Origin of the sequence: Sphingomonas kyeonggiensis, from assembly GCF_014196745.1 — a bacterium.
Taxonomy (GTDB): domain Bacteria; phylum Pseudomonadota; class Alphaproteobacteria; order Sphingomonadales; family Sphingomonadaceae; genus Sphingomonas; species Sphingomonas kyeonggiensis.
The window spans coordinates 542,457-565,534 of sequence record NZ_JACIEH010000002.1; the positions used below are offsets into that span (position 1 = coordinate 542,457).

20 protein-coding genes are annotated in these 23,078 nt (G+C 68.7%); 14 read left to right on the plus strand and 6 right to left on the minus strand.

The features are described 5' to 3' along the window. Window positions 1–24 precede the first annotated feature (24 nt). The 11 genes from GGR46_RS11585 (at window position 25) to GGR46_RS11635 (ending at window position 12,454) form a co-directional block, all read left to right on the plus strand. Entirely contained in the window at window positions 25–687 is a 663-nt protein-coding gene (locus tag GGR46_RS11585) for an SURF1 family protein (protein WP_183998794.1), read from the plus strand. Further along, window positions 684–1,976 carry an ATP-binding protein gene (locus tag GGR46_RS11590; RefSeq protein ID WP_183997825.1) on the plus strand — a complete coding sequence of 431 codons (1,293 nt, stop codon included), beginning with the start codon at window positions 684–686 and terminating at the stop codon, window positions 1,974–1,976. Before GGR46_RS11585 ends, GGR46_RS11590 begins: the two co-directional genes overlap by 4 nt. Next, the gene (locus GGR46_RS11595) at window positions 1,973–2,506 is read left to right on the plus strand and encodes a response regulator transcription factor (protein WP_183997827.1); all 534 of its coding nucleotides are present in this window, start codon (window positions 1,973–1,975) and stop codon (window positions 2,504–2,506) included. The genes GGR46_RS11590 and GGR46_RS11595 overlap by 4 nt, the downstream gene beginning before the upstream one ends. 178 nt (window positions 2,507–2,684) lie before the next feature. Continuing rightward, window positions 2,685–4,289: a SulP family inorganic anion transporter gene (locus GGR46_RS11600; RefSeq protein WP_246426041.1), complete on the plus strand. Its 1,605-nt coding sequence runs from the start codon at window positions 2,685–2,687 to the stop codon at window positions 4,287–4,289. Beyond that, a complete protein-coding gene (locus GGR46_RS11605) occupies window positions 4,282–4,896 on the plus strand; it encodes a ParB-like protein (protein WP_183997829.1) in 615 nt (204 codons plus the stop codon). Before GGR46_RS11600 ends, GGR46_RS11605 begins: the two co-directional genes overlap by 8 nt. A 101-nt stretch (window positions 4,897–4,997) precedes the next feature. Then, the gene (locus GGR46_RS11610; protein ID WP_183997831.1) at window positions 4,998–5,402 is read left to right on the plus strand and encodes a hypothetical protein; all 405 of its coding nucleotides are present in this window, start codon (window positions 4,998–5,000) and stop codon (window positions 5,400–5,402) included. A gap of 167 nt (window positions 5,403–5,569) precedes the next feature. Beyond that, complete coding sequence (locus GGR46_RS11615; protein WP_183997833.1) at window positions 5,570–7,162, plus strand: glycosyltransferase family 39 protein; 1,593 nt, start codon at window positions 5,570–5,572, stop codon at window positions 7,160–7,162. A 79-nt stretch (window positions 7,163–7,241) separates the two neighbouring features. Beyond that, window positions 7,242–7,754: an RNA polymerase sigma factor gene (locus GGR46_RS11620; RefSeq protein ID WP_183997835.1), complete on the plus strand. Its 513-nt coding sequence runs from the start codon at window positions 7,242–7,244 to the stop codon at window positions 7,752–7,754. A 33-nt stretch (window positions 7,755–7,787) separates the two neighbouring features. Beyond that, window positions 7,788–8,738, plus strand: a complete 951-nt coding sequence (locus GGR46_RS11625; RefSeq protein WP_183997837.1) for a FecR family protein — start codon at window positions 7,788–7,790, stop codon at window positions 8,736–8,738. Next, the gene (locus GGR46_RS11630; protein ID WP_183997839.1) at window positions 8,725–11,106 is read left to right on the plus strand and encodes a TonB-dependent receptor domain-containing protein; all 2,382 of its coding nucleotides are present in this window, start codon (window positions 8,725–8,727) and stop codon (window positions 11,104–11,106) included. The genes GGR46_RS11625 and GGR46_RS11630 overlap by 14 nt, the downstream gene beginning before the upstream one ends. 199 nt (window positions 11,107–11,305) lie before the next feature. Further along, window positions 11,306–12,454 carry a glycosyltransferase family 2 protein gene (locus tag GGR46_RS11635; RefSeq protein ID WP_183997840.1) on the plus strand — a complete coding sequence of 383 codons (1,149 nt, stop codon included), beginning with the start codon at window positions 11,306–11,308 and terminating at the stop codon, window positions 12,452–12,454. On the opposite strand, the gene mprF is transcribed toward GGR46_RS11635, so the two are convergent. The 3 genes from mprF to GGR46_RS11650 form a co-directional block, all read right to left on the minus strand. Next, window positions 12,451–15,024: a bifunctional lysylphosphatidylglycerol flippase/synthetase MprF gene (mprF, locus tag GGR46_RS11640; RefSeq protein WP_343058118.1), complete on the minus strand. Its 2,574-nt coding sequence runs from the start codon at window positions 15,022–15,024 to the stop codon at window positions 12,451–12,453. The two genes, GGR46_RS11635 and mprF, sit on opposite strands and share 4 nt — an antisense overlap. A 5-nt stretch (window positions 15,025–15,029) precedes the next feature. Beyond that, window positions 15,030–15,452, minus strand: coding sequence for a DUF2147 domain-containing protein (locus GGR46_RS11645; RefSeq protein WP_183997842.1), 423 nt, complete (start codon window positions 15,450–15,452; stop codon window positions 15,030–15,032). Between the two features lie 75 nt (window positions 15,453–15,527). Further along, window positions 15,528–16,259 carry an AcvB/VirJ family lysyl-phosphatidylglycerol hydrolase gene (locus tag GGR46_RS11650; RefSeq protein ID WP_183997844.1) on the minus strand — a complete coding sequence of 244 codons (732 nt, stop codon included), beginning with the start codon at window positions 16,257–16,259 and terminating at the stop codon, window positions 15,528–15,530. A 118-nt stretch (window positions 16,260–16,377) separates the two neighbouring features. Between GGR46_RS11650 and GGR46_RS11655 the strand changes: the two genes are divergently transcribed. Genes GGR46_RS11655 through GGR46_RS11665 form a run of 3 tightly spaced genes read left to right on the plus strand, consistent with a single transcriptional unit; the run spans window position 16,378 to window position 18,860 of the window. Then, entirely contained in the window at window positions 16,378–16,845 is a 468-nt protein-coding gene (locus GGR46_RS11655) for a PDZ domain-containing protein (RefSeq protein WP_183997846.1), read from the plus strand. Beyond that, complete coding sequence (locus GGR46_RS11660; RefSeq protein WP_183997848.1) at window positions 16,814–17,497, plus strand: winged helix-turn-helix domain-containing protein; 684 nt, start codon at window positions 16,814–16,816, stop codon at window positions 17,495–17,497. The genes GGR46_RS11655 and GGR46_RS11660 overlap by 32 nt, the downstream gene beginning before the upstream one ends. Window positions 17,498–17,510: 13 nt before the next feature. Beyond that, complete coding sequence (locus GGR46_RS11665) at window positions 17,511–18,860, plus strand: sensor histidine kinase (RefSeq protein ID WP_246426042.1); 1,350 nt, start codon at window positions 17,511–17,513, stop codon at window positions 18,858–18,860. A 19-nt stretch (window positions 18,861–18,879) separates the two neighbouring features. Here GGR46_RS11665 and GGR46_RS11670 read toward each other — a convergent pair whose 3' ends face one another. The 3 genes from GGR46_RS11670 to GGR46_RS25720 all read right to left on the minus strand — a co-directional run bounded on the left by GGR46_RS11670 (window position 18,880) and on the right by GGR46_RS25720 (window position 23,026). After that, a complete protein-coding gene (locus GGR46_RS11670; RefSeq protein ID WP_183997851.1) occupies window positions 18,880–19,224 on the minus strand; it encodes a hypothetical protein in 345 nt (114 codons plus the stop codon). After that, the gene (locus GGR46_RS11675; RefSeq protein WP_183997853.1) at window positions 19,221–22,586 is read right to left on the minus strand and encodes a glycosyltransferase; all 3,366 of its coding nucleotides are present in this window, start codon (window positions 22,584–22,586) and stop codon (window positions 19,221–19,223) included. Before GGR46_RS11675 ends, GGR46_RS11670 begins: the two co-directional genes overlap by 4 nt. A gap of 314 nt (window positions 22,587–22,900) precedes the next feature. Then, a complete protein-coding gene (locus tag GGR46_RS25720; protein ID WP_281396591.1) occupies window positions 22,901–23,026 on the minus strand; it encodes a hypothetical protein in 126 nt (41 codons plus the stop codon). Between the last annotated feature and the right edge of the window lie 52 nt (window positions 23,027–23,078).

Sequence of the window (23,078 nt, forward strand, 5' to 3'; positions counted from 1 at the left end):
GCGAGATGGGTGATCGCTGCGGCGATGCTCGTCTGCGCGGGGCTACTGGCGGCGCTCGGCATCTGGCAGATCGAGCGCCGCGCCTGGAAGCACGAGCTGATCGCGGCGGTGGATGCCCGCATCCACGCCGCGCAGGTCGCCGCACCTGCGCCGGCCGCCTGGGGCGGGATCACCGCCGCTACCGACGCCTATCGCCGCGTCACTGCCACCGGAACTCTCCTCAACGACCGGACCATCTTGGTGAAGGCGGTAACCGAGCGCGGATCGGGCTATTGGGTGATGACCCCGCTCAGGACGCGCGACTTCACCGTGCTGGTCAATCGCGGCTTCATCCCCGACGCCATGCGCCAGCGCATCCCCGCCGGACCCGATTATCTGCAGGTGACCGGCCTGCTCCGGATCACCGAGCCGGGCGGCGGCTTCCTGCGTAGCAACGATCCCAAGGCCGATCGCTGGTATTCGCGTGACGTCGCGGCTATCGCTTCCGCCCATGGGCTCGGACAGGTCGCTCCCTATTTCATCGATGCGGATGCCACGCCCAATCCGGGCGGCTGGCCGGTGGGCGGGCTGACCGTGGTGCGTTTCACCGACAACCACCTGGTCTATGCGCTGACCTGGTTCGGGCTGTGCGCGATGGCGCTGTGGGGCGCCTGGTTCATCGGCTGGCGGCGCGGAGCCGCCGCATGATCCACGCCGGGGGGCTGGAGGACACCGACCCCGGACGGCGCAACATGTGGTTGCTCGTGCAGCTGCGCTGGATCGCCGTCGGCGGGCAGCTGGGGACGATCGGTTTCGTCCATTATGTGATGGGCGTGCACCTGCCGCTGGTGCCGCTGTTCATCGTCCCGTTGCTGCTGGCGGGGATCAACCTCGCCACGTACCCTCTGCTCGATCGGCGCGCCGCGATCACCAACTGGGAGCTGACCGTCGCGATGCTCGCCGATGTCGGCGCACTCGCCTGGCAGCTCCATTTCACCGGCGGCCTGGCCAATCCCTTCGCCTTCCTGTTCCTGCTCCAGGTGGTGACCGGCGCGATGCTGCTCCAGCCGGGATCGAGCTGGATGATCGTCGGTGCCGCGAGCCTGGCGCTGTTCACCATCGCGATCAACCCGGTGCCGCTCGACCTGCCGCCGAGTTCGCGCGACCCGTTCCGGCTCTACCTTGCCGGCAGCCTGATCTGCTTCGCGCTGATCGCGGTGCTGCTCGTGCTGGTCATCACCCGCATCGGCCGCAACCTGCGAGAGGGCGATGCCGAGCGCGCCGCGATCCGCCAGCGGGCCGCAGAGGAGGACCATATCGTCCGCATGGGCCTGCTCGCCACCGGGGCTGCGCACGAGCTGGGCACGCCGCTCTCGTCGCTGTCGGTGATCCTGGGCGACTGGCAGCACATGCCGCGCATCGCCGGCGACAAGGACCTGGCGCAGGACGTGGCCGACATGCAGGCCGAAGTGGCGCGCTGCAAGACGATCGTCAGCGGTATCCTGGCCTCGGCCGGGGAGGCGCGGGGCATCGCGTCGGAATTCACCACCGTGCGCCACTTCCTCGACGACCTGGTCGCCGACTGGCGCGACAGCCGCCTGACCGGCACGCTGGAATATGCTGACCGGTTCGGGCCGGATCTGGCGATCGTGTCCGACACTGCGCTGCGCCAGGTGCTGAGCAACGTGATCGACAATGCCGCTGAAGTCTCGCCCGAATGGATCGGCATCACCCTGCTGCGCGACCGTGACGAGATGGTGATCGAAGTCGCCGATCGCGGCCCCGGCTTCGCGCCCGAGATGCTGGCGGGCTTCGGCCAGCCCTATCGCTCGAGCAAGGGCAAGCCGGGGGGCGGGCTGGGCCTGTTCCTGCTGGTCAATGTGCTGCGCAAGCTGGGCGGCACCGCCGAGGCGGAGAACCGGGTGCCGCGCGGCGCGCTGGTGCGCATCCGCCTGCCGCTTGACGCGATAGCCCGGGGCGGGGAGGAACAGGCATGAGCGCGGTTCGCAAGCTGCTGATCGTCGAGGACGACGAGTCCTTCGCCCGGACGCTCCGGCGCTCGTTCGAGCGGCGCGGCTATCTGGTCGAGACGGCGGCGAGCCATGAGGACCTGACGGCGCTGCTCGAGACCTTCCAGCCGGCCTATGCGGTGGTGGACCTGAAGCTGGGCGGCGCATCCGGGCTGGTTTGCGTCCAGACGCTGCGGGCGTCGGACGCGGAGATGAAGATCGTCGTGCTGACCGGCTTCGCCAGCATCGCCACCGCGGTGGAGGCGATCAAGCTGGGCGCGTCCTATTATCTCGCCAAGCCTTCCAACACCGACGACATCGAAGCCGCATTCGGGCGCGAGGAGGGCGACGTCGATGCGCCGCTCGCCAGCCGGCCGAGCTCGATCAAGACGGTGGAGTGGGAGCATATCCACCAGACGCTGGTGGAGACCGACTTCAACATATCCGAGACCGCGCGGCGGCTGGGGATGCATCGGCGCACGCTGGCCCGGAAGCTGGAGAAACGGCAGCTTCGGTAGGGAAGGGCTTCCCCATTCCTCTCCCGGAGGGAGAGGGGGACCGCCGGCGAAGCCGGGGGTGGAGTGGGAATGCCGCGGGCAGCGTGGTTTGCGGCTGGCTCCGTCTCCCTCCCCTCCCGGGGGAGGATTGCCAGACCCGCATTCATGAGCGCAGAGGTTCGGCTCCGGGAGGAGCCATTTGAAGATTCGTGCCGACATCATCGCAGGGCTCGCCATCTCCGGGCTGATGCTGCCCGAGGCGGTGGCCTATGCCTCGATCGCCGGCGTCGCGCCCGGGCATGCGATCCTTGCCGCCATTGCCGGATCCTTGGTCTATGCGCTGGCCGGGCGCAGCCGCTTCGCCATCGTCTCCGCCACATCCTCCTCCGCCGCGATCCTCGCCGCCTCGCTCGCGACGCTGCCGCCGGGGGAGGGCATGCGCACGCTGTTCATGGTGACGGCGGTGGCGATCACGGGCCTGTTGTTCCTGCTCGCCTGGGCGAGCCGGCTGGGCGGGCTGACCGGCTTCATCTCGCACCCGGTGTTGCGCGGCTTTGCCTTCGGCCTGGCGATCACGATCAGCGTGAAGCAGCTGCCGGTGCTCACCGGCACGCATCCGCCCGCCGGCAACCTGCTGGAGACCGGCATCGCGGTGTTGCAGGCCGCGCCGCACTGGCATTGGCCGAGCCTGGCGGTGGGGCTGGTCGCGCTCGCGGCATTGCTCGTGCTGCGCCGAATGCCGATGGTGCCAGGGGCGCTGATCGTGCTGATCTCGGGCGTCGCCGCCTCCGGCCTGCTCGATCTTGCCGGGCACGGCGTGGCGGTGGTCGGCCCGATCCTGCTCACCCCTGGCGCATTGGCACTTCCCGCTTTTTCCTACGCCGGGCTGCTGGAGACCGCGCAGCTCGCCGTGCCGCTGGCACTGATCCTGCTCGCCGAGAGCTGGGGCACGATGCGTGCGCTGGCGCTCCGGCACGGCGACATGCTCGATCCCGGCCGCGAGCTGCGCGCGCTGGGTCTCGCCAATCTGGGCGCGGCGCTGGTCCAGGGCATGCCTGTCGGCGCGGGGCTCTCGGCCAGTGCGGCGAACGAGGCATCGGGCGCCGGATCGCGTGCGGCAGGAGCGATCGCGGCGGCGGCGCTGGGTGCGCTCGTCCTGTTCGCCATGCCGCTGGTCGCGCTGCTGCCCCAGCCGGTGCTGGCCGCGGTGGTGATCGCCGCGCTCACCCATGCGCTCGATCCGCGTCCGCTGCGCCGGCTCTGGGCGCTCGATCGTGACCAATATATCGCGCTCGCGGCTGCCCTGGGCGTGTTGCTGCTCGGCGTGCTCGACGGGATGCTCTGCGCGATCCTGCTTTCGCTCGCGGCATTGGTGCAGCGCTTCGGCAATGCCCAATTGGGGCGACTCGGGCGGCTGGGCGACGGTCACGACTTCGTCGATGCCGATCGCCATCCCGAGGCCAGGCCGATCCCCGGCATCGCGATCTGGCGCCCGGCAGCACCTTTGTTCTTCGCCAATGCCGAGCGGATGTTCGCCGAGATCGCCGCACGCAGCAAGGCGGAGCCGGGCGTGCGCGCCGTGGTGATCAGCCTGGAGGAGAGCATCGACATCGACAGCACCGCGCTCGACGCGCTGCTCGATTTCGACCGAGCGATGCAGGCCAAGGGGTTCCTGGTCCATTATGCCCGGGTGCACGACCGGGTGCGCGACCTGCTCCATGCCGCCGGCGCGGCATCGGTGGTGGGGCGCAGCGACTATAGCGTGGCCGATGCGGCCGCCAGGCTGGAGAGTGCCGATGCGTGAGCCCGAACCCTTTCTTCGCCCCGTCCCGATCGACGCGCTGCGGCCGACCCAGATCACCGTCGGCTTTCGCGAGGTCGCCCGCAAGCGGCGCGACTGGCGCGAGCGGGCGGAGCGCGACGGATCGGAATTCCTCGGCCGGCACATGATCCCGGCGGTCAAGGGGCCGAAGGACCGGTTCTGGATCGTCGATGCGCATCATCTCGCCCGGGCGCTGCATGACGAGGGCGTCGAGCGCGTGTTCGTCCGCGAGCTTGCCGATCTCTCCGAATTGCCGGGGCGCGCCTTCCGCACCTTCATGGACAGCCGGGGCTGGCTCCACCCCTATGATCCCGAAGGGCGACGCCTCGATTCCCGGCATTTGCCGAAACATGTTCGCGGGCTGGTCGACGATCCCTGGCGCTCGCTGGCCGGCGAACTGCGGCGCGGCGGCGGCTATGCCAAGGATCCGACGCCCTATGCCGAGTTCCTCTGGGCCGATTTCCTGCGCCGGCACATCGCCGCGAAGCTGCTCGAGGGGGACTTCGACAAGGCGCTGGAACGCGCGCTCGACCTCGCCAGGAGGAAGGACGCCGCCTATCTGCCGGGCTGGGCCGGCCCCGAGGATTGAGTTGCCCGCGCTGGTTTTCCAGCCTTGCGGCAGATGATAAAATGCGGTTCGTGCCTATATGCTACGTCATCTCCCCGAAAGGGGATTGAAAGGACAGAGCCATGAACAGGATCTCGATCAGTCTGCTCGGCGCCACGCTGCTCGCCGGGCTAGTAGCGCCGGCCGCCGCCGCGCCGCGTGACGGCGAGGCCGAACTCGCCAAGGCGATTGCCGGGCGCACCGCCGGCAAGCCCGTGGATTGCATCTCGCTGCGCAACATCCGCTCCTCGCGGATCATCGACCGCACCGCGATCGTCTACGAGATGAACAACGGCACCATCTATGTGAACCGGCCGAAGAGCGGCGCGGAGTCGCTCGACTGGACCGATGTGATGGTCACCGACACCTATACGTCGCAGCTGTGCCGCATCGATACGGTGAAGCTCTACGACACCGGCATCCGGATGACGACCGGGTGGGTCGGGCTGAATGAGTTCGTGCCGTATCCGCGGCCGCCGCGCAGCTGAGCCCCGCCCCGTAAAATCCTCCCCCTGGCGGGGGAGGATTGCATGGGGCACGAACAGGGTTGCGTGCCGATACGCTCATCGCCCCGCATGCCCATTTGATCGCGCCCGCATTGCGGAACCGGGCCCCGGGCTCCGTCACGACCTGCAGCCATTATGGGTCGTGAGTAATGCAGCGTTCCCCAGCCCGGGCCTGGCCCGAGGCATCTACTTTCCGCCAGCTCCGGCTGGTCGCGCCCGAGCACGCGCCCTGGACGGTGCGGCTCGCCGCCGCCACGCGCCCCTGGGTGAGCAACCCGGCGTTTCTCGCCGCGCTGCTGCTCGTCGTCGCGGTCGTCGCGCGTATGGCGCAGTTCGGCAATCCGGTGGTCCAGGTCGATGACGAATTCTACCTGCTCACCGGCGACCGGATGCTCCATGGCGCGCTGCCCTATGTCGACATCTGGGACCGCAAGCCGATCGGGCTGTTCCTGATCTATGCAGCGATCCGCCTGCTGGGTGGCAGCGGAGTGCTGGAATATCAGATCGTCGCGACGCTCTTCGCGGTTGCGACCGCGCTGGTGATCGCGCGGATCGCACGCAACCTTGCCGGCCCGCATGGCGCGGCCGCGGCCGGGGTGGTCTATATCCTCTATCTCGGCATCTTCGGGGGAGAGGGCGGCCAGTCGCCGGTCTTCTACAATCTGTTCGTCGCGCTTGGCGCCTGGGTGATGGTCGGCGTCGTCCGCCGCCCCAATTTCGATGCGCTGGCCCTTGCCGGCGGACTGCTGGTCATGCTGCTGCTCGGCACGGCGATGCAGGTGAAATACACCGCGCTGTTCGAGGGCGTGTTCTTCGGGCTTGCGCTGCTCTGGCAGGGTTGGCGGCGCGGGACGCCCTGGGGTGCGCTCGGCATGATGGCACCGGCCTTGATCGCCGCCGCGCTGCTGCCCACGCTCGCCGCCTGGGGCTGGTATGCCTCGCTCGGGCAGGGCGATGCCTTCGTCCAGGCGAATTTCCTCTCGATCCTCGACCGCAGCTCGGACGGGCTGGGCATCGCGCTCAAGCGCCTGGGCTGGATGGCGGCGTACCTCGCGCCACTGGGCCTGGCCGCCTGGTTCGGGCGCGGCATGGCGCGTCCGGCGAGCGAAGAGGTCCGCCGCCTGCTCGAGGGATGGGCGATCGCGGCGATCGTGGGCGTGCTGCTCTTCGGCACCTGGTTCGACCATTATGCCCTGCCGCTGATCGCGCCGCTCTGCGTGCTTGCCGCCGCCTGGTTCGGTGACGGCGCGGCGGGGCTGGTACTCGCTTCGGGTCGGGCGCGCTGGCGCATTCCCGCCGGCATCGCGATGATGGCGCTGGTCACCCTGGTCTCGCTGCAGCTCATCAACGACAATCGGCGTGACCGGGGCTGGGGCCCGCAGGTCGAGCGCATGGCGGACTTTATTCGGCCGCAGCTCAAGGATTGCCTCTATGTCTTCGACGGCGAGCCGGCGCTCTATCGCCTGACCGGCAGCTGCCTGCCGACGCGCTGGCCGTTTCCGAGCCATCTGAGCCTGACCCGCGAATCGCGGGCGCTCGGCATTGATCCGATGGTCGAAGTGAAGCGGATCATGGCCAGACGGCCCGAATTCATCGTCGCGAGCACCCGTCCCGATCGCGACCTCAATCCGGAAGTGCTGAACTACATGACCGGGCTGTTGGCACGCGACTATGGGATCGCGCTGGAAGTGCCGGTGGGTGGTCGTAACCGCGTGGTCTATCGGCGGCGGCCCGGTGCCTGAGCTCCTTTCCGCTGCCGCAATTGCGCCATCTCGCAGCCAAGGCTTGGCAAGAGAAGCGCGCAATGCTTTGGCATCGGGTATGACCTCACTCGCGTCGACCAGCGGCTTGCAACGCGTGCTCGAAAGCGAGCGGCCGCGGCTGCTGCGCTTCCTTGCCGCGCGCGGGGCGGGGGACGATGCCGAGGATGTGCTGCAGGATCTGTGGCACAAGATTTCGGGCGCCGAGGCACGGCCCGTCGCCGACCCGGTCTCCTACCTGTTCCGTGCCGCCGAGAATGTGCTGCGCGACCGCCAACGCGCCTCGCTGAGCCGCGACCGGCGCCAGCATGAATGGCAGGACCTGGCCAATAGCGATGATGCGCCGCAGGGTGAGCGCGTACTGATCGCACGCCAGCGACTGCGCGAGGCCGAAGAGACGCTGCTTGCGCTCGGGCCGCGAGTCGATCAGATTTTCCGACGCTACCGGCTGGATGGGCTCGGCCAGGCAGCGATTGCTCGCGAATTGGGGATAAGCTTGAGCTCCGTGGAGAAGGATCTGCAGAAGGCCTATCGGGCCCTCGCGCAACTCAAGGACAAGTTCGATGCGGAATGAGCGCATCGGCTCCGTCCTTGCGTCGAGGTGGGCATGAACGGGCAGGTTTCGGATATTCTGGCAGAGGACGCCCGGGGGTGGGTGATCCGGCTGCAGGACTCGTCTTTCGACGGTTGGGACGCATTCGCCGACTGGCTGGAGCGCGACCCCGCACATCTGGCTGCCTATAACGCGGCGCTGGAAACCGATCAGGCGATGGCTGCGCTGTTCGCGGTCCCGCCCGAGCCGGTGATCGAGGCGGAGCCGGTGGCGGCGCGCCCGTCGCGCCGGCTGTTCCTGATCTCGGGTGGCGCCTTTGCCGCCGCGCTGGCGGTGGTGGTCGGCTGGACCAGCCTGGATACGGGCCGGAGTGCGCGCACCGAATATGCCACGGCTGCCGGCGAACGCCGCGAAGTCGCGCTGGCCGACGGATCGAAGATGGTGCTCAACGGCGCCACCCGTGTCGCGCTGCTCGACAAGCGGCATGCCGAGCTGATCCAGGGCGAGGCGCTGTTCACGGTACGCCACGACGCCGCCGACCCGTTCATCGTCAAGACCGGCGACGTGACGCTGGAGGATGCCGGCACGGTGTTCAACGTGGTGCGCGACGAGACGGGCCTGCGCGTCTCGGTGGCCGAAGGCGCCGTGATCTACCAGCCCCAGGCGGATGCCGTGCGGCTCACCCCTGGCGACGCGCTCAGCGTCACGGGTGGCGCGAAGCCTGAAGTGACGCGCACCGTCACCGCCGATGTCGGCAGCTGGCGCGGGGGACAGCTTGTCTATCGCAACGAGACGCTCGAGCGCGTTGCCGCGGATGTCTCGCGCAACCTTGGCGTGCAGCTGCGGGCGGGCAAGGGGACGGAAGCCATTCCGTTCACCGGCACGATCTCGACTCAGGGCGGCCCGGGTGCCGTGATCGAGCGCATCGCCGCGCTCACCGGCACGCGGGCGATCCGCGCAGGCAAGGGATGGATGCTGGACACGATCGACGGTGCGCCGCGCTGAGCTGATCCTTCCGATCACGCTGCTGGCGGCTTCGCCTGCGCTGGCGCAGGAGAAGCGGCATAGCGTCTCTGTGCCTGCCGGGCGTCTCGATGTCTCGGTATTCACCCTCGGCCACCAGACCGGCAGCAGCATCGGGCTGCGCGAGCAGGGGCTGGGCCGCATCTGGGTGCGTCCGGTCAAGGGCAGGCACAGCGTCGATGGTGCGCTGGCCGAGATGTTGCGCGGCAGCGGCGTCCGGGCACGCCGCGTGGCGCCCGGCACCTGGCTGATCGAGCGCGCTCCGCCCGAGCGACCCAAGCCGCGCCCCGCGCCGCCGCCGGAGGAACCCGACGCTCCGCCGGCCGAGATCCTGGTCACCGGCAGCAAGCGGGACATTCCGCTCAAGGCCTATCCGGGCGGCGTCCAGATCGTCGAGGGGGACGATATCCCTCTCTCCGAAGGCGGGCAGGGCAGCGATGTGATCGCCAACCGTGTCGCCAGTCTCGCCTCCACGCATCTGGGGCCGGGGCGCAACAAGCTGTTCATCCGCGGCATCGCCGATTCGAGCTTTGTCGGCCCGACCCAGGCGACCGTCGGCCAATATTGGGGCAACAGCCGGATCACCTACAGCGCGCCCGATCCCGACCTGAAGCTCTACGATATCGGTCGTGTCGAAGTGCTCGAAGGGCCGCAGGGCACGCTCTACGGTGCCGGTTCGCTGGGCGGCGTGGTCCGCGTGGTGCCGCGCGCGCCGGACCTGTGGGCCAGTGGCGGCCAGGTCTGGGGTGGCGGCTCGCTCACCCAGCATGGCGGGCCGGGCTGGGATGTCGGCGGCATCGTCAACCTGCCGATCAAGGAAGGCGATGTGGCGCTCCGCGCGCTCGTCTTCAGCGCGCTCGACGGTGGCTATATCGACGATCGCGAGCGTGGCCTGACCGACGTCAATCGGGTGCGCACCACCGGCGGGCGTGCGGCGCTGCGCTGGAACATCGACGGCTGGACCTTCGACCTGGGCGGTGTCGGCCAGCGCATCGAGGGCCGCGACGCGCAATATGCGGACGGCGAGGGGGACGGTCTCACCCGGTCGAGCGCGATCGCCCAGCCGTTCCAGAACGACTTCTGGCTGGGCGAGCTCGTCGTCCGCAAGCATTGGGGCAATCTCGAGCTGAGCTCCGCCGTCGCCTATGCCCGGCAATATGTGTCGGAGGTGTTCGCCGGCGCCTCGGTCAGCGACGTCAACCAGGGCTTCCCCCTGCCGGCGGTCGGCGCGCCGCTGATCGGCTATCAGCAGATCAACCGGGTGAGCATGCTGACCAGCGAGACGCGGCTCTCCCGCCGTGGGCCGCGCGGCACGGGCTGGCTGCTCGGCGTCAGCTTCCTGCAGAATCGCGGGCGGGTGAACCGCAATTTCGGCTCGGCCCGGTCGGCGCTGACCGGCGTGCGCAACAGTATCGACGAAGCGACGCTTTACGGCGAGGGGACGATCGAGCCGGTGCGCGGTGTGACGATCACCGCGGGCGGTCGGCTGACCAACTCGCACCTGATCGGCAATTCACAGGACGTCGATCGCTATCTCGCCTTCCGCGAGGACCCGCGTGCCCGGGCGGCGCGCACGGAGACGCGGCTGCTGCCTTCCGCCGCGATCGCCTGGCGGCCCACCGATGGGCTCACCTTGTTCGGCCGGTTCGAGCAGGGCTTCCGTCCTGGCGGCCTGGCGGTGCGCCGCGACGTGATCCAGCGCTTCCAGGGCGACCGGCTCTCCACCGTCGAGGCGGGCGGGCGCTATACCGAGAATGGCCTTTCGGTGTCGGCCAATGCCTCGATGACCTGGTGGACGAGCATCCAGGCCGACCTGATCGACGGCTTTGGCTTCCCGACCACCGCCAATATCGGTGACGGGCGGGTGCTGTCGCTGGGCTTGGCGGTGCGCTGGCGGCCGGTGCCGGGGATCGATCTCGACGGTTCGCTCTACCTGAACGACAGCAAGGTCACCGATCCCTCCCAGGCGGTGTTCCCGCTGGCCGAGGGACCGTCGGACTTCAACCGGCTGCCCAATGTCGCCGATGCGAGCGGGCGGCTCGGCGCTTCCTATCATCGGCCGCTGGGCGGCGACCTGGAATTCTCGGCGAGCAGCTATCTGCGCTACATCGGCCGTTCGACCCTGGGCATCGGCCCGGTGCTCGGCCGGCCACAGGGCGACTATGTCGATACCGGCATGGAATTCCGCCTCGAGCGCGGACGACGGGCGATCACGCTGACCGCGACCAACCTGCTCGACACCCGCGGCAACCGCTTCGCGCTGGGATCGCCGCTGCTGATCCGCGACGAGAAGCAGGTCACTCCGCTGCGTCCGCGCACCGTGCGGCTGGGCGTGGAAATCGGCTTCTAGATTTTCCCGAAATTTTCTCGCGAAGCGTTGCGGGATCGCCACACCTGCTCCGTCTCAACCATGCCCCCGAGGCAAGCCACGATATCGTCCCCCGGCATCGATGGCCTGCCTCGAACCCCCGGGAGGGCCGCGCCATGCGTATCTGTGCCCCGGCGCGGACCCCTCCCGGGGCCCATTTTCGGGCCCAAAAAGGGATCGCATGAAGCTCTTCCTCGACAGCGAGATCGCACGGTTCGCTCGCGTCGCTCCCGGCACCGCGCTGGAACTCGCGGTCGTCATCCCGACCTTCAACGAACGCGCCAATGTGCCGCTGCTGATCGAGAAGCTCGATATGGCGCTGGCCGGGCGCAACTGGGAAGCGATCTTCGTCGACGATGACAGCCCCGACGGCACCGCCGACGCGGCGCGCGAACTGGGCCTGCGCGATCCGCGCGTGCGGGTGATCCAGCGGATCGGCAGGCGGGGTCTCTCCTCCGCCTGCATCGAGGGCATGTGCGCCACCGCCGCGCCGATCGTCGCGGTGATCGACGGCGACCTGCAGCATGACGAGAAGCTGCTGCCCAGGATGCTCGATGCGCTGGCGGGCGACACCGGCCTCGACCTGGTGATCGGGTCGCGCTTCGTGGCGGGCGGCGGCACCGGCGAATGGGACGATGACCGGGTGGCCAAGTCGGCGCTCGCGACCCGGCTTTCCCGCCACGTGCTCAAGGCCGATCTCTCCGATCCGATGAGCGGCTTCTTCATGATCCGCGCCGGCGTGGTGCGCGACCTGGTGCCCAGGCTCTCGGCGATCGGCTTCAAGATCCTGCTCGACATCATGACCGCCTCGCCGCGGCCCCTGAAGTTCCGCGAGCTGCCCTATGTCTTCCGCACCCGTGCGCTCGGCGAGAGCAAGCTCGATCACGTCGTGGCGATGGAATATCTGATCGCGCTCTACGACCGGATGTTCGGCAAGGTCGTGCCGGTGCGCTTCGCGATGTTCTCGGGCATCGGTGCGCTGGGCGCGGCAGTGCATTTCGCGGTGCTGTCCGCGCTGTTCTGCGGGTTCGGCTGGACCTTTGTCGGGGCGACCATGCTGGCGGTGCTGGGCGCGATGACCTTCAACTTCCTGCTCAACAACGCGCTGACCTATCGCGAGCAGCGCCTGAAGGGCGCCGGCAAGCTGCTGCGCGGCTGGGCGAGCTTCTGCGTGGTGTGCGGCGCCGGGGCAGCGGCGAATGTCGGCGTCGCGGCGTTCCTCCACAATGTCCAGCACGGCGACTGGCGCCTGTCGGCGCTGGCCGGGATCGGCGTGGCGGCGGTGTGGAATTTCGCGCTGTCGTCGCGGTTCGTCTGGGGGCGGTACTAGGCCACCAGCCGCAGCCGCCTCCTGAGCGCGGCGCTCCGCGAGCTTCCCCCGACCAATGTCTGCAGGTCGATCATCCCGCGCGCCAGGCCGAGCCCCGGCGGCGCCGCGATGTAGCGTCCGGTCCATACCGGCGAGAACTTGTCCTTGTAGGCGCGCAGCCCCTCGAAGCCGTAGAACGCGTCGCCGTGCCGGTAGAGCAGGGCCCCGATCCGCGCCCACATCGGCGCGAGCCGGCGCGATTCGATGCCCGATAGCGGTGCCATGCCGAGGTTGAACCAGCGATAGCCCTGGTCCCGGCCCCATTGCATCAGCTGGACGAACAGGAAGTCCATCGTGCCGTACGGCATCTCGGCGAGGTGGCGCATCAGGTCGACCGACAGCTCCTCGCGATTGTCCGTCGCCCAGACATTGGCGAAGGCGACGATCTTCCCGTGCTGGCGGACCAGCGCGCAATCGAAGCGCTCGATGTAGCGCGGATCGAAGCGGCCGACCGAGAAGGTCTTCTCGCCATGGCCCTTGTCGCGCAGCCAGGCGTCGGAGACGGCGCGCAGCTCCGGGATCAGCGCGGGCACTTCGGCGGCGGGGACGATCTCGAAGCTGGCCCCCTCGCGCGCGGCGCGGCGCTCGGAATGGCGCAGCGAGCGCTTTTCCGATCCTTCCATCGAGAAACCGGGCAGCGGCACGCGCGCCTCCTCGCCATATTTGACGAGCTGGAGGCCGAGGTCGATCGCGATCGGCAGCGTGTCGGTCGAGATCTGGTAGAGCAGCAGCCGGCCCTGGGCGGCATCGGCCATCTCGCGGATCCGCCAGAGCAGGTCGCCCCATTCTTCCTTCGATCCCACCGGATCGCCCATCACGATCCAGCTCTGGCCCTGCACCTGGTACATCAGCAGCGTTTCCCCGCTCTCCGAGCGCAGGAAGCGCTTGTCGCCGGTATAGGCGAGCAGCGCGTCGGTGCGGTTGGCATGGACGAGGGCGGTGCGCGGCAGCTCGGTATCGGGGGCATGCTCCTCGCGCTTCGGCTGGGCATAGCCGAACCACTGGGTGACTGCGACGCAGGTGAGCGCCACCGCGGTGGCGAAGCTGGCGCGCAGGAAGCGCGATGCGTCACCGCGCCAGGCGAATTCCCACCAGAGATCGTCCTGATAGGGCACGTGCTTGAAGGCGAAGAAGCCGATCCAGGTCGCCAGGCCGACGGCCACTGCGACCGAGACCAGGGCGCGGGCCGACAGCGCGCTGGTCAGCGCGGTCTTGCGGTAGAAGGCAGTGCGCGAGAGCTGGAGCAGGCCGGCGATGATCAACAGGATCGCTGCTTCCTCATAGTCGACGCCCTTGGTCAGCGAGAACAGCGCGCCGGCGAGCAGCAGGCTGCGGCAGAGGTGGAAGGCGGCGTCGAGCCGGCGATAGAGCGCGGGGGCGATCAGCAGCAGCGCGGTGCCGGCCAGGCTCGCGGCGATGTGCGAGGCCTCGACAAAGGGCAGCGGGACGAAGGCGTGGAGGTCGCGCAGGCGGGCGGGGATCGCGGGAAGCGAGCCCGACACGAGCAGCACCACGCCGCCGACGAACACCAGGGCGGCGAGGAAGGTCGGCGCCAGCCCATGCATCGCCAGGCCGACTGCGCGGATCGCGGCGAGCGGCTTCTTCAGCTGGCGTCGCTCGTGCACCGCGAGCAGCGCGGCGGCGACGAGCAGGGGCAGGACATAATAGATCAGCCGGTAGAGGATCAGCGCCGCCAGGATGCGCGACGGATCGGCGCCCGGCAGCACTGCGAGCATTACGGCTTCGAACACGCCGACGCCGCCGGGGACGTGGGTGACCAGTGCGGCGATGATCGCCAGCGCATAGCCGAGAAAGAAGGCGGGGAAGGCGTGGAGCCCGGCGCCCGGGACCAGGACGAGCAGCGCGGCGCTGGCCAGCGCCAGGTCGACCGCCGAGGTGGCGATCATGCCCAGCGCCTGGGCCAGGCTGGGCGCGCGGAAATGCCAGCGCCACAGGCGGATCTCGCGGGCCGGACCGCGCAGCAGCGCAAGCACGCCGAGGGTGGCAACCAGGATCGCGATGCCGATCCCGCGCTGGACGCCGGCGGAAATGGTGAAGCCGGCGAGCTCGAGCCCACCGCCATGCAGTGCGAGCGCGGCGCCGGCCATCACGACCACGCCCGACCAGAAGGTCACGCTGGCGGTGGCGATCACCTTGACGACATCGGCGGTGTCGAGCCCGGCGGCGTGGTAGACGCGGTAGCGCGCCGAGCCGCCGGTGAGCAGCGCGAAGCCGAGATTGTGGCTGAGCGTGTAGCTGGTGAACGAGGCGAGCGCGGCGGTGCGATAGGGCAGGGGGCGCCCGATGATGCGCAGCGCGAGCACGTCGTACAGCGTCAGCATCGCATAGCTGCCGGCGGTCAGCGCCAGCGCCGCTCCGATCTGCCACGCGCCGATCGCGTGGAAGGCGATGCGGACATCGTGCCAGCGGACTTCGTGGAGAAGACCGCGCAGCGCCGCAAAAGCGAGCGCGACGATGCCGATCACGGCGCCGACGTGCAGCGCGGTCCTATGGGCGGGGCGCAGGGCCACGGCGATCAGCCGCGCTGCCAGACCTGCGACTTGCAGATCCAGCCGCCAAGGATGCACCCGCTGATCTTCAGGCTGTTCGGCCCCTGCTGCTCGATCTTCGAGTAGAAGGTCTGGCCCATGTCGGGAACATAGACATGGCCCTGCCACTTGCCGTTGCCGGTGGGATGATAGTCCTGGAGCAGCTCGGTGCCGATCAGCTTGTCGACGCCGCTGTCCTTCGCATCCTTCTGTGCCTCGGCATTGGCCCAGACCACCCAGCCGCACAGCTTGTCGCCGCAGGCGCCGGTCTGCACCTTGACGGTACCGCGCGGGTTGACCCAGGTGCCGACCACGCCGGTGGCGGCGGCCGGAGCCTGGGCGGAGGCCTGAACGGTGCCCAGCACCGTGGCGGCGAGGCCGATGCCGGCCAGGATCTTGCCGAAGCGCATGTCGAATTCCCTCTGTTGGTCCGTTGTCGCGGCCAGCTCTAGGTAAGCGAGACTGTCCGCCGCGTGATCCCAAACCTAAATATTGGTAATGTTGGCGATGCCCGCATGGAGCGTCTTGAACAGCGTGTCCGGATCGTGGTGGAGCATGTGCCCGCCCGGCAGCGCCACGCGCCGGACATTGGACTGGGTCAGCATCGGGCAGAGGCTGTCCTTCTCCTCAGCGCCCTGCACGCACAGCGTTGGCACCCAGGTGAGCTGGCGGCCGGTGGGCAGCGCCATCGCATCGGGCTTGGCCCAGTTGAAGAGCTCGGACGGGCTGGCGCGGTAGAAGACCGTGTCGGTCGGTACCACCAGCGCGACCATCTTCACTTTGGCGCGCAGATCGGCGGGCAGGCCGGTCAGTCCGACATGCATCATGTCCGCGCCGAAGGACTGGCCGATCAGCACCAGCCGATCGGCATGGCCGAAGGCGAGCGCGCGCCGCGCGGCGTCTGCGATCAGCGCCTGGACCTCGGCGGGGGTGCGTTCCTTCCGGAAATAGGCGAGCGAGCTGACGCCTACCACCGGCACGCCCTCTGCTGCGAAGCGCTTGGCGATTTCCGGCCCCATGCCGATCTTGAAGCCCATGTCGCCCGAGATCAGTACCACCGCCAGGCCCTTGGCCGCGGGCGGAGTCGGGCGGATGGGGGCGATGTCGAAATAGACCGGCCCGCCCAGATAGCCGATATAGCCGAGCCAGCCGGTGAAAGCGGCGAGCAGCAGTGCCAGCGCGGCGAGCATGACCTTCAATTTGCGATGGCGGCGCATGCGCGAACTCCTTGAAACTCCACGCCGTGTAGCTCGTCGCAGCTCGCGCTCCGGTGACCGGATCATGACCAAAGCTTAACGTGACTTGGCCCCGCGCCACGGGCATCCCCATGCTGCAATGACCAGCACCGACATTCCGGAAAACACCACGACCAGGGGCCGCGTGAACCGCGGGACCGACGGGTTCGTGCTGATTCTGGTTCTTTCCTTCGCGCTCAGCGCCATGGTGATCCTGGGCTGGGCCTGGCGATCGGGCATCAACCACATCCTCGCCGCGCAGACCGGCGCCAGCCTGTTCCCCGGCTTCACTGCCGAAACGCCGGGTGCCGCCGCGCACGGCCTGATCGTCACCAGCCTGCGCTCCGGCAGCGAGGCTGCGCAGGACGGGATGGAGGTGGGCGATGCGATCGTCGCGATCGACGGCCGCAGCGTCGACACGCTTGACCAGGCCCGCCGCTACCTGCGCGACGATCATCATCCAGACGTATATCTCGACTTGGTGCACCAAAAGCAGCTACGCCACTTGAAGCTCTTGCGAACCGCGGGTGGAGAGAATGGGGCACAAGCTGCTGTTGGTGGAGGATGACGAGGCCACCGCCGCATATATCGTCAAGGGAATGACCGAAGAGGGGTTCACGGTCGATCGCGCCGACAACGGACGCGACGGCCTGTTCCTCGCCAGTGACGGCAGCTACGACGCGATCGTGCTCGATCGCATGCTGCCGGGGATGGACGGCATGGCCGTGCTCGGCGCGCTGCGTGCCGCCAAGATCGAGACCCCGGTCATCATCCTGTCCGCGCTTGCCACGCCCGACGACCGGGTCGGCGGCCTGACCTCGGGCGCCGATGATTATCTGGTCAAGCCCTTCGCCTTTGCCGAGTTGCTCGCGCGCGTTCGCCTGTTGCTGCGCAAGCGCGGCGCCGCCGAGAGCGCAGTGACCAAGCTGACCTCGGCCGATCTCGAGATGGACCTGCTGTCGCGCCGGGTGAAGCGGGGCGCCCGGGTGATCGACCTGCAGCCGCGCGAATTCCGCCTGCTCGAATATTTCCTGCGCCATCCGGACCAGGTCATCACCCGCACCATGCTGCTCGAGGGCGTGTGGGACTATCATTTCGATCCCGGGACCAATGTGATCGACGTCCATATCAGCCGGCTGCGCAAGAAGCTGGACGATGGCGGCGAGCCGATCCTCCACACGATCCGCGGTGCCGGCTATCGCCTGGGCCCGGCGGCCTGACGTGACTCTCCGCTTGGGGCAGCTCGCGCGCTCCGTCACCGCGCGCTTCGTGATCGTCGCCTTCCTGGTGCAGCTCACCGTCACCGGCGGCATCCTGCTGTTCGTCCAGCAATCGAGCGAGCGCGCGCTCGCCGCCGAGCAGAAGACCCTGGTCACCGAGCTGCGCGACGATCTGGTCTCGGCCTGGCACGCCGGCGGCGATGCCGGGTTGCGCCGGATCATCGACGTGCGGCTGGAGCAGGCGCATGCCAGTCCGCCGGTGATTCTGCTCGCCACCGCGAAGCAGGACCCGATCCGCGGCAATCTGGGCGACTGGCCCACGGTGATCCCGGCGGAGACCGACTGGCAGGCGATCGAGCTCTACCGCACCGGCAGCGACCGCGCCGAGCTGATGGGCGTTTCGTCGATCACGCTGCCGAACGGCGAGCTGCTGCTGGCCGGCCATGTCATCAGCTCGAGCGTGCGGCTGGCCCGAGTGAACGAGGAGGCGATCACCGCGGCGCTGGTGATCGGCGTGATCTTCGCGCTGCTCAGCGCGCTGCTGATCGGCCGGGTGCTCTCCAACCAGATCCAGGGCGTGGTGACGACCGCGCGCGAAGTGGGCGAGGGGCGGCTCGGCCGCCGGGTGCCGACCGACGGCAGTGGCGATGCGTTCGATGCGCTCGGCCAGTCGGTCAACGCGATGCTCGACCGGATCGAGGCGCTGGTCTCGCAGCTGCGGATGATGACCGACGGGCTCGCGCACGATCTGCGCTCGCCGGTCACCCGGATCAAGGTCACGCTCGAGCGCGCGATCATCGAAACCGAGGACGAAACCGCGCTGGCGGCGCTGGAGCGCGTCTCGGGCGAGGCGGAGACCCTGCTCGGGATGCTCTCCACCGCGTTGCTGATCAGCCGGGCCGAGGCGGGGATCGGACGCGACCGCTTCGTCGATACCGATATCGCCGTGCTGCTCGAGGATCTGGCCGAGGTCTATGGCCCGCTCGCCGAGGATCGCGGCTTCGAGATCGCGGTCGAGGCCGAGCCGGGGCTGCACGTTCCGCTGCACCGCGAACTGGTGGGGCAGGCGCTGGGCAATCTGATCGAGAATGCCACGAAATATGCCGAGGGCGGCCACCATATCGTCGTGCGCGCCGCGCATGAGGGTGCGGGGATCGTGCTCTCGGTGGCCGATGACGGGCCGGGCATTCCCGAGGAGCGCCGGGCCGAGGCGATGAGCCGGTTCGGCCGGCTCGATCCGGCGCGGCACGAGACGGGATCGGGGCTGGGGCTGTCGCTGGTCGAGGCCGTCGCCCGGCTGCACCAGGGGAGCCTCACGCTGGAGGATGCCGGGCCGGGGTTAAGGGCCGTGATGCGGTTCTAGTTCTCCCTTTCTCAGGGAGCTACACCGCCAGTGCGTAGGTCATCACCAGCGCCACCAGCGTCATCAGCAACATCGCGGCGATGAAGGTCACGTCCGCGATCCGCTCCAGCTCGTGCAGCCGCTTGGCCGGCCCGTTGCGCAGGGCGAAGTAGCTCGTCAGCGTCGCGATCAGGAACAGCACCGAGTCGAGCGCCAGCATGTCGTCGGCGAGGGTGTTCGCCTTCCGCACCGCGATCACCACGCGCAGGATGCCGATCGCGGTGAGACACACGCCGACCATCGCCGCCGCGATCGGGCAGATCATCCGGCACGCGCGTTCGTCGAGCGTGTACGCGCTGTGATGCTCCTGCGGCGGCCCCCTCACTCCGCTGCCACCGGCGTCCGTTTCTCCACGACGGTCTCCGGTGCCGCCACGGCCTGGGCCTCCACCCGGCCGCTGCGCTCGAGCTTGCCCCAGCCGACCCAGGGGCCGCGCAGCGCATTGGCGACGGCGCGGATCACCACCCAGTACATCAGCTGGCGATAGACGAAGCGCTGGGCGAGCAGCAGCAGCCCCGGATAGCGCTTCTCGCGCGCTTCCATGCGATAGGCGACCCAGCCGCACAGGAAGTCGATGCCGGTGAAGGCGATCCAGTAGATGCCCATCCGGATCACGTCGCTCTCGGTCTGCGCCCAGCCATGCTGCCAGACGCGCAGCGCGGTGCCGACGATCGAGAGGAGCAGCGCCGCGTCGATCAGCGGCGAGATCAGGGCGAAGGCGATCTGGAACACCCAGGCCTGGGGGATGCCGACCAGCGCCAGCCCGGCGGGCTTGCGGGTGCGCAGGATCGCGCGGTGCTTCCACAGGCACTGGAGCGTGCCGAACGCCCAGCGGAAGCGCTGCTTGGCGAGCGCACCGAAGCTCTCCGGCGCCTCGGTCCAGGCGACAGCCTCGATATCGTAGCCGACACGCCAGCCCTTGCGCTGGATCGCGATGGTCAGGTCCTGGTCCTCGGCCAGCGTGTCGACCGGATAGCCGCCGACATCGTCCAGCGCCGCCTTGCGCCAGGCACCGACCGCGCCGGGGACGACCATGATCGCATCGAGGCTGGCGAGCGCGCGCCGCTCGAGGTTCTGCGAGGTGACATATTCCACCGCCTGCCAGCGCGTGACCAGGTTGATCCGGTTGCCGACCTTGGCGTTGCCCGCGATCGCACCGATCTCCTCGTCCGCGAACCAGCGGGCGAGGCGGGCGATGGTCAGCGGCTCGAACTGGGTATCGGCGTCGAGCGCGATGACGATGTCGCCCCTGGCATGCTTCAGGCCCTGGTTGAGCGCGCGCGCCTTGCCGCCATTCTCCAGCGTCAGCAGCGTGACCCGCGGCTCGCTCGCAAAGGCACTGCGAACCACGTCGCTGGTGCCGTCCTTCGAGCCGTCGTCGAGCACGATCACCTCGACGTTCACCTGCTCGCTGGCGAGCACCCGGCGGATCGAGCTCTCGATCACCTTGGCCTCGTTATAGGCGGGGATCAGCACCGAGACGAAGCGGTCCGGATCGATCGTCGGCGCGACCGGGCGGTTCTTCTTGCGGTTGCCGTTCACCGCCAGCGCGGCGAGCACCAGCGCCCGGGCGATGCCCAGGGCGATCGCGGCGAAGAACAGCCATTTGAGCGCGAAGCCGATCATCGCGACGACGAGGAAGATGCCGACATCGGTGCGCACGGCGGCGAGATCGGCGCCCTGGACCTTGGGCATCACCTGGTCGCGGGTCAGGCCGGCGAGCTGCGAGACGGGGACGAACTGATAGCCCTTGGCCTTCAGCGCATCGATGATCCGGGGCAGCGCCGCCAGCGTCTGCGAGCGATCGCCGCCGCCGTCGTGGAGCAGGATGATCTGGCCCGATTGCTCGTAATTGCCCGCCTGCACCTCACGCAGCACGGTATCGACGATCGCGTCGACGCCCGGCCGCTGCCAGTCATTGGGGTCCACGTGCAGGCCGACATTGGTGTAGCCGGCGCGCTGGGCGGTGAGGGCCGGGATCAGCTCGTCCGCGGTGGTCGGCTCGGCGTCGCCGAAATAGGGGGCGCGGAACAGACGGACCGAGCGGCCGGTATAGGCCTCGATCAGCCGCTGGGTGGCGTTGAGCTCGATCCTTGTGCCGCGCGCCGAGGCGAGCGCCAGGTTCGGGTGGGTGAAGGTGTGGCTGCCGATCTCGTTGCCTTCGTCGACGACGCGGTTAACGAGGAATGGCTCCGCCATCGCATTCTCGCCGATCATGAAGAAGGTGCCGGTGACCTGCTTGGCCTTCAGCACGTCGAGGATCTTCGGCGTCCATTCGGGATCGGGGCCGTCGTCGAAGGTCAGCGCGACCTTGCCGGGCATATAGCCGGTGCGGGTGACGACATAGGGCGTGGGCAGAGACTGGAAGACCTCGTCCACGATCAGGCCATTGGGGTTCTGGACGATCGTGCGCGTGCCGGTGCTCGGCGTGCTGGTGATGCGCAGGATCTCGCCCGAGCCTTCGACATCGACGTCGCCCACCGCCTCGATCCGGCGCAGATCGGGGATCTTGCCCGAATGCGCGGCGGCCAGCGCCGGCCAGAAGTTCGAGTCTTCCGAGCCCAGGCGCCACAGCGCGACGCCGCCGACGCCGCGCAGGTTCGCGGCGCGCAGCTGGTTCCATGCCGTGGTGGCATCGGCCATCCACACGGTGTGCTCGGTGCCGTTCTCTTCGTACGCGAAGCTCTGGTTGCCGCTCGCCTTGTCGAAGGTGACGGTGGCCTCGCTGTCATGGGCGATCAGCCAGGCTTCTTCGATCGAGATCGGGTCGGCCTTGCCGGGGGCGGTCCAGTTATAGCCATAGTTGGCGACGCCGACGATCAGCTTGTCGGCCGGCACCTGCTTCAGCGCGGCGTTCATCTGGTTGACGAACCAGGCCTGGCTGGCGATCGGGCCGGGCGCGGTGACCGGGGCATGCTCGTCATAGTCCATCAGGACGAGCTTGTCGGTCGCGGCGGCATAGGCCTTCATGTCCCAGTCGTCGTCCTGGGCGGGCACGGTGACCGATACGCTCATCTTCGCCGCGGCGAAACGGGCATGCGCGTCGCGCAGCAATGCCAGATAGCCGGGCTGGGCGGCGGTCGGCAGTTCCTCGAAGTCGAACACCGCGCCATCGGCCTTGCGCGCGACCAGGGTGCGCTGGAGATCGTCGAGGAAGGCGGCGCGCGCCTTGGGATCGCGCAGCAGCGCGGCGGCACCGGCGCTGTCCCAATTGTCGCCGGTGGCGTTCTGCACCATCGGCAGCACCTTGGGGCGCTTGGTGGCGGCGGCGATGATCGTGTCGAACTGCGCATCGGGGGTGACCGTGATGGCGTGCTTGGCGCCGGTGACGCTGTAGAGCGCGGGCACCACCCAATCGAGATCGTTGACATGGCGGCGGAGCGAGGCGCGGCTGGCATCGTCCCAGGGCACGTAGAAGCCGACCGAGAGCGGTGCGCTCGAGGCGCTAGCCTTGCCGCGGGGCAGCCAGGAGGCGAAGCTGTGGCGCAGGTGATTGGCCTGCTGCTTCAGCGAACGGGGCTGGGGATGCTCGCGGGTCAGGGCGAGCGGGCCGGGGATCGGCACGCGGACGACCGTCATCGCAAACGCGCCGGCCGCCAGCACGATCACCAGCAGCAGCGCGAAGAAGGCGCGCATCGTCCAGCGATTCCGCTTGCCGCTCGCATCGAAGAAGATCGGACGTTCCATCGCCTGTGTTGCCCTGGTTGCAATGTCTGGGTGGTGCGACGCCCGGCCCGAGGAGTGCAGGAGGACCGGGCGCCGCTGGTTTGCCGGCCATGAACGCGAATATGGCCTGCCCTGTCTGGTTAGCCCCGCCAGTCCTTCCCGGACCTGCCCGCGGCATTAACTTCCTGTCATGTCGGCGATTCCGAAAAACAAAACGGCCGGCGCGAGGGGAGCGCGCCGGCCGTTCAGGTATTGCGGGTGCAGGCTGAAGAGGGTTGCCTGCACCCGCGGGCATCGCCCGGAACAGGGAGAGTCGGGCGGTGCCGAATGCGGGGTCAGCGGTGTCCGTGCGCCATTGCCGTGGCGTGCGCGATACGGGCGTCGGCGGTGGACCAGGCAGCCGATCCGGAAATGATCGTGGCCAGTGCCAGCAGGGCGATCGCAATGCGGGGATTGGGCATCTCGAAGTCTCCTGTCTCGCCGGTTCGCTTGCCGACCGTGAGACAGGAGATA